General features: G+C 30.9%; 13 protein-coding genes. 4 read left to right on the forward strand and 9 right to left on the reverse strand.

What is annotated here, in order from left to right; all coding sequences use genetic code 11:
• Window positions 1-23 precede the first annotated feature (23 nt).
• Both rlmH and AC3VJB_RS07825 read left to right on the forward strand, forming a co-directional pair.
• Window positions 24-497 (forward strand): 23S rRNA (pseudouridine(1915)-N(3))-methyltransferase RlmH, encoded by a 474-nt coding sequence (gene rlmH / locus AC3VJB_RS07820; RefSeq protein WP_159490073.1) that lies wholly within the window; start codon window positions 24-26, stop codon window positions 495-497.
• 168 nt (window positions 498-665) lie between these two features.
• A complete protein-coding gene (locus tag AC3VJB_RS07825; protein WP_437822892.1) occupies window positions 666-1,532 on the forward strand; it encodes a coiled-coil domain-containing protein in 867 nt (288 codons plus the stop codon).
• Window positions 1,533-1,590: 58 nt separating this feature from the next.
• On the opposite strand, the gene lgt is transcribed toward AC3VJB_RS07825, so the two are convergent.
• The 6 genes from lgt to AC3VJB_RS07855 all read right to left on the reverse strand — a co-directional run bounded on the left by lgt (window position 1,591) and on the right by AC3VJB_RS07855 (window position 6,926).
• On the reverse strand, window positions 1,591-2,451 hold the full coding sequence (gene lgt, locus AC3VJB_RS07830; RefSeq protein ID WP_437822894.1) for a prolipoprotein diacylglyceryl transferase: 861 nt from the start codon (window positions 2,449-2,451) through the stop codon (window positions 1,591-1,593).
• A 111-nt stretch (window positions 2,452-2,562) separates the two neighbouring features.
• Complete coding sequence (yidD, locus tag AC3VJB_RS07835) at window positions 2,563-2,799, reverse strand: membrane protein insertion efficiency factor YidD (RefSeq protein WP_073181389.1); 237 nt, start codon at window positions 2,797-2,799, stop codon at window positions 2,563-2,565.
• Window positions 2,800-4,281 (reverse strand): cysteine--tRNA ligase, encoded by a 1,482-nt coding sequence (gene cysS / locus AC3VJB_RS07840; protein ID WP_073181391.1) that lies wholly within the window; start codon window positions 4,279-4,281, stop codon window positions 2,800-2,802.
• 108 nt (window positions 4,282-4,389) lie between these two features.
• Complete coding sequence (locus AC3VJB_RS07845; protein WP_497667006.1) at window positions 4,390-5,838, reverse strand: hypothetical protein; 1,449 nt, start codon at window positions 5,836-5,838, stop codon at window positions 4,390-4,392.
• Window positions 5,819-6,385, reverse strand: a complete 567-nt coding sequence (locus AC3VJB_RS07850; protein WP_159490063.1) for a hypothetical protein — start codon at window positions 6,383-6,385, stop codon at window positions 5,819-5,821. The genes AC3VJB_RS07845 and AC3VJB_RS07850 overlap by 20 nt, the downstream gene beginning before the upstream one ends.
• The gene (locus tag AC3VJB_RS07855) at window positions 6,378-6,926 is read right to left on the reverse strand and encodes an RNA polymerase sigma factor (protein ID WP_173360408.1); all 549 of its coding nucleotides are present in this window, start codon (window positions 6,924-6,926) and stop codon (window positions 6,378-6,380) included. Before AC3VJB_RS07855 ends, AC3VJB_RS07850 begins: the two co-directional genes overlap by 8 nt.
• A 100-nt stretch (window positions 6,927-7,026) precedes the next feature.
• Between AC3VJB_RS07855 and meaB the strand changes: the two genes are divergently transcribed.
• Window positions 7,027-8,100 (forward strand): methylmalonyl Co-A mutase-associated GTPase MeaB, encoded by a 1,074-nt coding sequence (meaB, locus tag AC3VJB_RS07860; protein WP_159490059.1) that lies wholly within the window; start codon window positions 7,027-7,029, stop codon window positions 8,098-8,100.
• An 82-nt stretch (window positions 8,101-8,182) separates the two neighbouring features.
• Window positions 8,183-8,524 (forward strand): tRNA-binding protein, encoded by a 342-nt coding sequence (locus AC3VJB_RS07865; protein ID WP_159490057.1) that lies wholly within the window; start codon window positions 8,183-8,185, stop codon window positions 8,522-8,524.
• Between the two features lie 262 nt (window positions 8,525-8,786).
• On the opposite strand, the gene AC3VJB_RS07870 is transcribed toward AC3VJB_RS07865, so the two are convergent.
• The 3 genes from AC3VJB_RS07870 to AC3VJB_RS07880 form a co-directional block, all read right to left on the reverse strand.
• A complete protein-coding gene (locus AC3VJB_RS07870) occupies window positions 8,787-11,216 on the reverse strand; it encodes a hypothetical protein (protein ID WP_497667007.1) in 2,430 nt (809 codons plus the stop codon).
• A 98-nt stretch (window positions 11,217-11,314) separates the two neighbouring features.
• Window positions 11,315-11,461, reverse strand: a complete 147-nt coding sequence (locus AC3VJB_RS07875; RefSeq protein WP_437822900.1) for a hypothetical protein — start codon at window positions 11,459-11,461, stop codon at window positions 11,315-11,317.
• 176 nt (window positions 11,462-11,637) lie between these two features.
• Window positions 11,638-12,009 carry a hypothetical protein gene (locus tag AC3VJB_RS07880; protein WP_497667008.1) on the reverse strand — a complete coding sequence of 124 codons (372 nt, stop codon included), beginning with the start codon at window positions 12,007-12,009 and terminating at the stop codon, window positions 11,638-11,640.
• Window positions 12,010-12,037: the final 28 nt, after the last annotated feature.

The raw sequence follows: 12,037 nt of genomic DNA on the forward strand, positions 1-12,037 counted from the left end.
TCAAACATTCGTAATTTTGCTATATGAAAATAAAACTACTCGCCATAGGCAAAACTGACAATAAACAGTTGCAGCAATTAATTGACGAATACCAAAACCGCTTAAAACATTACGTAAAGTTTGAGTTGGAGATTATTCCAGATATTAAAAACGTTAAAAACCTAAGCGAGGCGCAACAAAAAGAAAAAGAAGGAGAGTTAATTCTGTCTAAACTACAACCTACTGATCAATTAGTTTTATTAGACGATAAAGGAAAACAGTATACTTCTGTAGAGTTTTCACAATACTTACAAAAGAAAATGAACTCTGGTATTAAGCAACTGGTACTGGTAATTGGAGGTCCGTATGGTTTTTCTGAGGCTGTATATAAAAAAGCACAAGGAAAGTTATCACTCTCTAAAATGACGTTTTCTCATCAAATGATTCGTTTATTTATTGTCGAACAAATTTATCGTGGGTTTACCATTCTTCGTAACGAGCCTTATCATCACGAATAAGTGTTGTTAAGCTATTTATTCATATCAAATTTTATGTGAGTCAAAACATTATGTTTTTAGTATCCTGAAAAACATGATAAAAAACATGATGAAAAGTTATTTTTTTTTCGCATTTAGCCATACTTTTGCGCCCCGAAAAAAACAAAAACTTAATACCATAAAATTAAAATGAAAACACTAAGATTCCTAGTCTCTTTAACTTTATTCTTAACGCTTACTTGCCAACAAGTAAATGCTCAAGATGACATTAAAACTTTAAAAGCTCAAGTAAAAAACAAGAAAAATCAAATTAGCGCTAATGAAGAAATTTTAGTTAGTGGCGTTGGTGCTTTAAAACGTGTAAAAGGAAATTTAGAGCGTTTTAAAACAAGTAAAAAAGCTACAAAACAAGAGGTAGAAAGAAAAGAAAAAATTGTTGCTAATATGCAACAAAGGTTAAGCAAGTTAAATAATCAAATTGATTTACATAAAAAAGACTTAGCGTCTCTTGAAAGAAAGTTAGCTAGAAAACTTAAAAAAGAAGAAGCTAAGAGAGCTGAGGAAAAAGAGGAAGCTAAAACTACTACTGTAAGTACTGGTCTTGTGGTATATGAAGATAATATAAGTGACGAACAGAAAGAAGTTCTTTTACAAAAACAAAAACTTGAAGAGGCCCGTAAGAAGTTAGACGAAGAAAGAAAAGCCAAAGAGCTTGCTTATTTAAAAGAACAAGAGGCTTTACGTTTAGAGGAAGAAAAATTGAAGCAATTAAGTAACCAAATTAAAGCTAAGGAGAAAAACATTAGTAAAGAGAAAAACACGTTAATAAGTGACCTTGAAGATGATATTAGCATTAACGAAGAAATTTTAATTAGTGGTAAGGAAGGTTTAGCTAAAATGAAATCTAAATTAGAAGAGGCTAAGCAAGATGCTTCTACTTCTAAAGAAAGTATTGAAAGAAAACAAGCTATTATCAGTAAGATTGAAAATCGCTTGTTAAAAATTGAAAATGAAATTAATGCTAAAAAGCAAGAGTTAGCAAAAATAAAAGCTTAAAACTTTTTTCTCATAAACAAAAAACTCCAAGAATAACCTTGGAGTTTTTTTATTGTTTTTATGTTGTTGCTTTGGTTTTTCTAAACATTAACCAAAAACCGATTAACACTAGTGGAATACTTAACACCTGACCTGTGTTTAATGTATTGAATACCCAATCTTCTCTTCCTTCTACTTGTGCCTCTTTTAAGAACTCTATTACAAAACGTAACGTCCATAACACAACCATAAACAGTCCGAATAAAAATCCTATTTGGTTTTTCTTGTCTGTTTTCCAATAGAAATGCCATAATGCAAAAAACAAAACTAAATAACTTAGTGCTTCGTATAATTGGGTTGGGTGACGTGGTACCGTCTCTCCTGCTCTTTTAAAGATTACACCAAAGCTGCTACCTGTTGGTTTTCCGTAAATTTCAGAATTAAAGAAGTTTCCGAAACGGATAAAAAATCCTGCTAAGGCTACCATAATTCCTAATCTATCTAAAATAAACAACCATGGTTTTTGTAAGTGTTTCTTTGCGTAAAAGTACATAGCTATTGGAATTGCTATTGCTGCTCCGTGACTTGCAAACCCTGTAAATCCTGTAAATTTCCATCCATCTAACAATCCGAATAAAGCCGAAGCTCCTTCTTGTTTTTTAAATGGTAATATGATTTCTAGTAAATGGTTTTGGTAATAATCCCAACTGTAAAAGAATACATCTCCTAAACGCATTCCTATTAACATAGAAACGAATACGTACATAAATAACGGATCTAGTTTTTCAACAGCAATGTTATCGTTAATGTAAATCTTTTTCATTAATCGAAGTCCTAAAATAAACGCTGCTACAAACATTAAACTGTACCAACGAATACCAAAACCTCCTAAATTTATTATTTCTGGGTTCCAATCCCACACTATGGATAAAAAATTCATCTACTTTAATTTAGTTTTTGTTTCATTGTGAACCTTTCGGCTGTCAATTAAGACAAGTTAAAATGAAATAATCTTAAGATTACTTCTTAATAAACTCCTCAATGACAATTATTATTTTTCTTTTTTCTCTGGAACAGGATCGTAACCGCTTCCTCCCCAAGGGTGACAACTGAAAATTCTTTTCAATGCCAACCAACCACCGTAAAACAATCCGTGTTTTTGTAACGCTTCAATTGTGTAGCTTGAACACGTTGGTGAATATCTACATGTTGCTGGTGTAAACGGAGATATGGCTGTTTGATAAAATCGAACTAGTAATATAAACGGATATGTTAGTATTTTTTTCAATTAGTTAACTGTAAACGTTGTTCCTTCTCTACCGTCTTTTAATTGAATACCTAATTCCAGTAATCTATCACGAATTTCATCAGATAATGCCCAATCTTTATTTTCACGTGCTTCTTTACGCATGCTAATTAACATTTCAACTACACCACTTAGTTTGTCTGAATTATTTCCTTCTGAAGTTTCATTCATTAATCCTAATACATCAAAAACAAACGCATTGATTGTATTTTTAAACACTTCTAAGTCATCGGTAGTTAAACTTGCCTTTCCTTCTTTTATTTGATTGATAACTTTTACTGCTTCAAATAAATGTGATATTAATATTGGTGTATTAAAATCATCATTCATGGCATCGTAGCAATCTTGTTTCCATTTTTGCACATCAAATGTAGAAGTAGTACCTGCTTCAATTTTACTTAAGAAATCTACAGCTTCCATTAACTTCGCATGTCCTTTTTCGGCAGCTTCTAACGCTTCTCCAGAAAAGTCTAAAATGCTTCTATAGTTCGCTTGCATATTGAAAAAGCGAACCACACTTGCAGAAAACGGTTTTCCTAAGATGTTATTTTCTCCTGTTAAAATTTCATTTGGTAAAATAAAGTTCCCTGTTGATTTTGCCATTTTTTGACTGTTCAACAATAACATATTGGTGTGCATCCAGTAATTTACTGGTTTAACACCACTACATGTTTGCGATTGTGCAATTTCACACTCATGATGCGGGAATTTTAAATCCATTCCTCCACCATGAATATCAAACTGTTCTCCTAAGTACTTTGTACTCATTACTGAACATTCTAAATGCCAACCTGGGAAACCATCACTCCAAGGTGAAGGCCAACGCATGATATGACGATCATCGGCTTTTTTCCAAAGAGCAAAGTCTTGCGGATTTCTTTTATCTGACTGTCCGTCTAACGCTCTTGTGTTATGAATAGCATCTTCAAATTTCCTACCAGAGAGAATTCCGTAGTTACCTGTTTCATTATATTTTAACACATCAAAATACACCGAACCGTTTACTTCATAAGCAAAACCTTTTTCCATGATTTCTTTAATCATTTCAATCTGCTCTACAATATGACCTGTTGCTGTAGGCTCTATACTTGGTGGTAAAAAATTATAGTTGTTTAATACATTATGGAAATCAACTGTATAACGTTGCACTACTTCCATCGGTTCAATCTCCTCTAGTCTTGCTTTCTTTGCAATTCTATCTTCTCCTTCATCTGCATCGTTTTCTAAGTGACCAGCATCGGTAATATTACGCACATAACGCACTTTATACCCAAGGTGTAATAAATAACGATACACCACATCAAAAAACATAAAAGTTCGTACGTTTCCTAAATGGGCGTTGCTATATACTGTAGGACCACATACATACATTCCTACGCGTCCTTCGGTTACTGGTTTAAAAAGCTCTTTTGATTTGGTTAAAGAGTTATATATTTTAAGTTGATTTTCTTTGTATAATTCCATAGTAAAAATGACTATTTGCAATCGCTAATATAGGCACTTTATAAAGAATATAGAAAAAGAATTTGGCAGCAATTTTGTAGAAATAAAAAGTAATTTTGTTTGTATTTCTTATTGGTTTTTAACTTTTAATTGGCTGTATTTACCGTCTATTTCTATTTTCTTATCGTTTGAAATCAAAATAAACTCTCCATTATATTCTACACTTCCATCTTTTAGTTTCTTAATCTTATTACTCTGAATATCGAATTTTTTGTTTATCCCTGCTAAATCAACCCCAGCATCTGAATAACTTAAAAGTACTTTTAAAGTATCATGACTAGGGTGTACTTTGGTTATGGTTAAGTTTCCAAACTTATTATTTACTTCAACATTGCTATAAACATTGTTTACTACCAATCCTGATGAATTAGAGTTTACGGTTGTATTGGTAACCGATGCTAATTGAGCATCGGTTACATTATTTAAGAACAACGTACAAGCGTTTAATGAATTTATGTTTACTGGTGAAAATGAAATATTTAATTTTCCACCGTCAAGTGCGTCAGCTTTAAAAGTTCCATAACTAACCTTTCCTGAAGCTTTAGTTTTTGGTAGTTTTACTTTACAGTGTCGTGTATTCAAGTCAAACGTTGCCGATTTTGGAACTTTTATTGTAATCTTCTTTGTGATTTTTACTTTTTTTCCATTAATCATAAGATTATTACTGCCAGAAGAAAAAGAATAATTCCTGTGATTTTTTTTCATTTCTTCTCTTACCTTATGCATTTCCACTTTCACTTTTGCTAATTGTTTTTGAATTTTTTCTCTGTCAATTTTTTTAAGCTCACTTTTAACTCTTTTTAGTTCGTCTCTTAATTTTTTTTCATTGAGAACTTGATGGTTTTTTGAGAAAAACATCTTTGTTTTAGAATTTTTATTATTCTTAAGATATTCTTTATATGCTTCCGTTTTCTTAAATTCCTCCCATTCTTCTTTTGAGGTTATATTTACATTATGCTTGCCATCTTTCCACTTAAACCTGACAAGCTCTTCATTTTCAAACATTTCCTCTACATCAAAATCCACATCTTGAAATAACTTTTCAAAATTAATTTCTGGAATTTCAATTTCAGGCATTTCTGGCATTTCCGGGATACTTACCTCTGGTATTTCTGGTATTACTACAACCTCACTTTCTGTATCATACTCAAATACTCTTGGGTAATTATTGTCTGATGAATTGAAGAATACAATATTGTCTCTTCCTATTCTAAAACTATTTCTATTGGCATTAATTTGTACCTTACTTTTATTCCCTAAGACTTCAAATTTCCAGTTGTCTAAATATTTTTGAGCTTCTTTTTTATCTAGCCCTTCAACTTCTACAACTGCTTCTACTGAAACTTCATTTTTATTCCATGTAGTTACATCTACATCTGCATTAGATGCATTGATATTAACTACTACGTCTTTACTTGTTTTAAAATTTTCACTAAACTTTTTATCGTATTTCTGTGCAGATACAACGCCAGTTACTAACAGTAAAAAAACACTGATTTTAAATTGTTTGAATGTCATTTTGAGTTGGATTTTTAAATTCTTGTAATTGTTTTTGCATACGTTTTAACAGCTGTAAACGTAATTGCAGGTTTCCAATCAATGCATTGATAGTATCATCGTTAATTCCTTTTGTATTGAGCTCTTCGGTTAACGATTTATATTCTTTGGTTAATTCTCCTATTTTAATTAAATAACCATCAAAAAGTTCTTTATTATCTTCAGTTAATTCTAACTGACTTAGTTCGTAATTAATGGTATTTACATAGTAATCTTCCACCGTTTTTAACTCAGGAGATATGGTTCCTAAACTAATTTGATTTTGAGTTTCTTTTGGAAGCTCAGTTATTATTGGATTTACAGTATTAGTTGGGTAAAACTGAATTCCCAAACTCACCAACAACACAATGGATGCTGCTATATACAACCACTGATATGATTTTTTTGTTGATGGTGTTGAATGCAATTCATCCATCAACTTTTGTTGAAAACGCTGTCTGTGATTTGTTGATAACCTCTCGGTGTTTTCAACATTGTTTTTTAGTATTTCTCTAATATCTTTAGACATGGTGTACTGCTTTTAATTGTTCTTGCACTTGTCTTTTTCCTCTTAATAAATGTGTTCTCGAACTCACTTCCGAAATTCCTAATATTTGCGAAATCTCTCCATGATCATACCCTTCTAATAAAAACAGAGTCAACACAACTCTATACTTTTCTTTTAATTGCTGAATGCAGTTTACAATTTCTTGATACGATATCGTAGCGGCTACATTCCAATTATCATCATCTGCTACTGTGGTAATTTCTTCGTTAATAGAAACCAGTTCTAATTTTCTCTTCTTTAAATAATCAATACTTTGATTGATAACGATTCTTTTTAACCAAGCACCAAACGCTACTCCTTTTTTATATGAATCAATATTTTTAAATGCTTTTACAAATGCTTCTTGCATTACATCTTCCGCTATAAAAGAATCTTTTACATACCGTAACGCCACTGTATACATGGCATCACAATACAAATCATACAATTGCATTTGTGCTTTTGCATCATTGCTTCTACAGGCATCTATTACCGATTGATGTAACTGTTTAGTTGATTTCATTCTTGATTTCTTACCCTAAATACGAGACTTTTTCTACCGCGTTGCATTTTCCTGCATTTTTATTTCTAAATTTACGTTATTATTTTGTTTTACCTACATAATGACCGACAAAGACACATCTGCACTCTCTGAAAAAGACGGGGTTTCTCAGCCTGAAACCACCAGTAAATCATCTGCAGAAAAAATAAAACGTAACAGAAGAAAAACTACCTCAACTGAAGAATTTGTTACTCAAATAGTTGCTGGTAATATTCCTTTTTTAAGTAGAGCTATTACGTTAGTGGAAAGTACGAATCCAAAACACCAACAACAAGCCAATGAAATTTTAGAAGCTTGTTTACCGCATGCCAATAAATCGGTTAGAATTGGAATTACAGGTGTTCCAGGTGTAGGAAAAAGTACGTTTATTGAAGCTTTTGGTAAGCATTTAACTTCTTTAGGAAAAAAAGTAGCTGTTTTGGCGGTAGATCCAAGTAGTTCTATTAACAAAGGGAGTATTTTAGGTGATAAAACACGTATGGAGGAATTAGTAACTGATGAAAATGCTTTTATCCGCCCTTCTCCTTCTGGAACTTCGTTAGGTGGTGTTGCTCAAAAAACACGTGAAAGTATTATTTTATGTGAAGCAGCTGGTTTTGATACAATCATTATTGAAACGGTAGGTGTTGGACAATCAGAAACGGCTGTACATTCTATGACTGATTTCTTTTTATTATTGAAATTGGCAGGTGCTGGTGACGAATTACAAGGTATTAAACGTGGAATTATTGAAATGGCGGATGCGATTGTGATTAACAAAGCAGATAGCGGTAATGAAAAAAATGCTAAACTAGCGAAAGTAGAATTTAACAGAGCTTTACACTTATATCCTGCTAAGGAAAGTGATTGGCAACCTAAAGTTTTATTAGCTAGTGCATTGCATCATCAAGGAATTGATGCTATCTATGCTATGATTGAAGAGTACATGGGTTTAGTGAAAAAATCAGGCTACTTTCAACAGAAAAGAGATGAACAAAATAATTATTGGTTGTTAGAAACCATCAATCAACAATTAAAAAACAATTTTTATAACAATCCTAAAATTAAAGAATTATTGCAGCAGGAAATTGCAAAACTAGAAAATGGGAAAACGACACCGTTTACTGCAGCAAAACGATTGCTAGAAAACAACTAAATTATGGAGCTCATAATGGGCACTTAATAAAATTTTATTTTTAAACAACTATAAATACCTAACTGGTATAATTTACAGACATATGGAAGATAACACCCTCACTTGGAACGACTTTACAAAGGTAGAAATGCGTATTGGTACGATCATTTCTGCCGAGGTTTTTAAAGAGGTTAAAAATCCTGCCTATAAAATGCAGGTTGATTTTGGTGATTACGGAATTAAAAAAACCTCAGCACAAATCACTAAACTGTATAAGCCTGAAGATTTGATAGGAAAACAAGTGGTTGCTGTGGTAAACTTTCCTAAAAAACAAATTGCTAATATGATGAGTGAATGCCTTGTATTAGGTGGTTTAGGTGATGATAAAGAGGTTACTTTGTTAACTACTGAACGTGCTGTTAAAAACGGGACAAAGATTGCGTAGCATATCTAAATTTCACTTATTATTCTTATAAATGATTTTAACTGAAGCTGATTTAAGGACATTAGAACTTAAATTAACAAGACATAAAATAAATTTTTTGTACAATAAAAATACTAAGGAACTTATAATTGGAAAATCCAAAAATACTAGCTCAAAATTATTCATTGGTATAACAGGGGTAGTTCTTTCTTTGATTAGCTTATTTTTCTTAAAAGAATGCATCACCATATATCTAGCTTAACTAAGCTCACCAAATAAAAAATTACCTTTGCGGTTTCTTAATACTTTTTTTATGATAGAATTTAGCAAATTCTAAAGCTAAAAAGTCTTCAATTTGCTCTTCTGTTTTCTTTTCTTCTATCATTTTAAAAATAGTTGATATATGATTATTTTTAAACTCATTGAGGATTCCATTATTAGCCACAACGTCCTGATATGTTAACTTTTGTAATTCTGACTGCATCCATTGATGCGCCTCCATTTTTATTTTTCTAGTCTGTAAGTCTTTTTTATCACTTTTAGATATGAAGTTTCCTCTTTTCGCTTCCTGTTTCATCAAGTGCAGTAAACGATTATAACTTGCTTTTACTTCTTCATCTAGTAAGACTGCTTGTTCGTAAAGCTTCTTTAAACTTTTAAACGCTAACTTATGATACGTATTTATAAAGTCTTTGTGTTTATATAAATAGTCTAAATAATTTACTGCTGCTTTCTTATAATGTTTATTACTTACATTTTCATTATTTACGACATCTGTTTCTAATAAATTTAAATCATTTCTTACTTTTTCTATACTTTTTATACTTGCAAAAACAGGATCATTTAATAACTGTTTAATCTCTAAGGTAATTTTAGAGTGTTCTCCACTAAAAGTATGCTCTTTATACGAGAATGAAAATTCTTTTACTTTTTTATTTCTTTCTCTTTTTCCAAATTTGAATTTCGGTTTTTTCAAGCCAAAGCTATAACTATAACCAAAAGTTATAGTTAATTCACTTAGTTTTTCTTGCTGTGTAGCTTCTCTAAACAACTGTATTGCATTTAAATTTAAATTATGGTTTTGTGCAATAGTTGTAGAAGCACTTGCCCTAAAATTTAAAACATTACTTATAATTTCTTTGTTTACATTACTATTATACGAAGCTCCTAGAGTGGTATTTAATATGTTTTTAAAAAATAGTTTATTCATATTTAAAGACGCTCCGTATGCTTTGCTATCATCTCTACCGATATCGCTATAATTGTAGTTAAGTGAAGGCGAAATTGTTAGCGCTTTTTCAGGAAATCCTAATGTATAAACTACATTTCCGTTGTGAAAATTATTTGCTTGACCAATTCTAATAATACCATTCTCTTTATTTGCTGAAGATGCTAATGAATAGTTTAGATTAACATTCTGTGTAACATTTTTCTTTTTAACCAACATCCAATTCAAGTTTATATTGGCATTTTGTGACAGTTGCTTAAAATTTAATGCTTCTTGTTCTTCATCAGTTAAATCGTTGTCGTTAATGTCATCAAACTGATTTAAACTTTTGTTCGTAAACGTGGTGAAGTTAGAATACATTCCTGATAAGGTAATCGCATCTGTCATCTGATACGTTGCATTAACGCTCCCTATATTTCTCCCTGTAGATTGTGCTTTTTGATTATTTAAATTATCTCTTTGGTATCCTATATTAAACGATAAGTTCAACTTGTTTTTAAATAATGATCGAGTCATATTTAATGTAATATTCTCAAAATCGTTATTAAAATAATAGGCTCCTAAGGTTTCATAATTAGGATCGATACGTTCATAGCCCAAACCAACTTTCATTTGTCCTAATTTTACATCTAAATCTGCTTTAATCGCATTATAATATTCTGTTGATGTACGGTTATTAAACAAAAAACCTGCTAAATTGTTAGCGGTATTACTACTTTTATCTGCTCTTAAATCTTGTGTAATGGCTGTTGATGCGTATTCTGCTCTTATAGTGTATTTTTTAGCTATAGTGGTTTCTCCCGTAAGACTTATTACTAAATTTTCTTTAGGTCTAATATTTCTTTCTTCTGGTATTGCTGCAATAGAATTTTCTGCATCTTTTGCATAAAAACCTATTAATCCTAACTTATAATTTGGCTTTTCCCAAGCTACCTTTGCTCCATATCCTGTACGTTTAAATGCTGGTAAGGTTTGTGGATTACCATCGTCTTCTGTTGCTTTTAATAAACGACCATACATGGCACTGAACTTTATTGGTTTGTTAGGAGTTAATTCAATACCTCCTCCTGTAAATTGATGTCCGTTTAAGGTATAAGGAGAAAAATTCATGGTAACATCTCCTATATGCGCTTGTATCCATTTGTATTTTGGGTGTAAGCTCAACCTATTAAACTTAAAAGGCAGTTGGTAGTCAAAATTATCTCCTTGATTAGAAAAACTATAGGTAAAAGGGATATTAAAACTTAACCAACTTACATTCACTGTTCCTTGTAAAAAATACGTAAACGGAATACGTGCATTACGGGTATTTGCATTGTAATACACCATATTGGCATTGACATTACCGCTTACTTTAACCTTGGTAGATTTTGTAATGGATTCTATATCTAAATTTTGTGCTAAACTTATGCTACTTACTAAACATAGTAAGCTTACTAATATGTACTGCTTCCCCCTTTTCAATACTCTTTTTTTCTTCTTCAATAGTTTTCTATCTCTCTAAACTATTAGGTTACATACTTTTCCCTACTATTATAAGGAATATCATTGTTCGTTAATTTTATTACTAAAGTATTCCATGGTTACCACTCTTCTTTTAATTCTTCATTTGTTATTTTATAACATTCTAGTAACCCATTGACAAAATATTCTGGTAATGTCATTGTTAAGTTTCTAGAAACACCATCTCCATTATAAATGGATTTTAAACAAATTATGTTCTTTTTCATAATCAAAAACACGGCTCTTCAAATCATAATTTAGCCTTAACTTTATTCATTACTTAATTTTTATAAAAACTTTTGTAACAGGATTATATTCATATAAATCTTTTAATCTTTCAATTCAATTAATTCTCTTTTATGAGAACCTCCTATTTCATCAATTACTCCTTATAAAAACCAGATTACCAAGGGTATTTTACTTTTAAATACTCTTGATACTTGTGTTCCCAATTAGGATATTTTTTATAATTTAATCTATAAAAATCGTAATAGTTAAGTAATTCGTCTAAAGGATATTCTTTATTATCCTCTTCAAAAAATTTACAATCATTTTTAAAAAAAGATACTATCTGAACCAAAGAAGATTCCACACTCATATTAATTGTCTGAATCATTAACCCTTTTAAAAACATTGATTTCCCATATTCATATCGCTCAGGATAATATCCAAAAATTAACATATGACCTTCATTTTCATAAACTATCTTATGTAAAGAAGACTCTAAAAAAGAGAAAGTTTTATATCTTGAATCAAGAATTTTATTTATTCTCAAACATTCATCGTAAATTAAATCAAAATAC

It is taken from the genome of Tenacibaculum sp. TB-53 (assembly GCF_059716285.2).

What these genes read in the sequence shown, in the direction of transcription:
- rlmH (WP_159490073.1), top strand. Translation starts at nt 24, where the DNA reads ATGAAAATAAAACTACTCGCCATAGGCAAAACTGACAATAAACAGTTG.
- AC3VJB_RS07825 (WP_437822892.1), top strand. Translation starts at nt 666, where the DNA reads ATGAAAACACTAAGATTCCTAGTCTCTTTAACTTTATTCTTAACGCTT.
- lgt (WP_437822894.1), bottom strand. Translation starts at nt 2,451, where the DNA reads ATGAATTTTTTATCCATAGTGTGGGATTGGAACCCAGAAATAATAAAT.
- cysS (WP_073181391.1), bottom strand. Translation starts at nt 4,281, where the DNA reads ATGGAATTATACAAAGAAAATCAACTTAAAATATATAACTCTTTAACC.
- AC3VJB_RS07845 (WP_497667006.1), bottom strand. Translation starts at nt 5,838, where the DNA reads ATGACATTCAAACAATTTAAAATCAGTGTTTTTTTACTGTTAGTAACT.
- AC3VJB_RS07850 (WP_159490063.1), bottom strand. Translation starts at nt 6,385, where the DNA reads ATGTCTAAAGATATTAGAGAAATACTAAAAAACAATGTTGAAAACACC.
- AC3VJB_RS07855 (WP_173360408.1), bottom strand. Translation starts at nt 6,926, where the DNA reads ATGAAATCAACTAAACAGTTACATCAATCGGTAATAGATGCCTGTAGA.
- meaB (WP_159490059.1), top strand. Translation starts at nt 7,027, where the DNA reads ATGACCGACAAAGACACATCTGCACTCTCTGAAAAAGACGGGGTTTCT.
- AC3VJB_RS07865 (WP_159490057.1), top strand. Translation starts at nt 8,183, where the DNA reads ATGGAAGATAACACCCTCACTTGGAACGACTTTACAAAGGTAGAAATG.
- AC3VJB_RS07875 (WP_437822900.1), bottom strand. Translation starts at nt 11,461, where the DNA reads ATGAAAAAGAACATAATTTGTTTAAAATCCATTTATAATGGAGATGGT.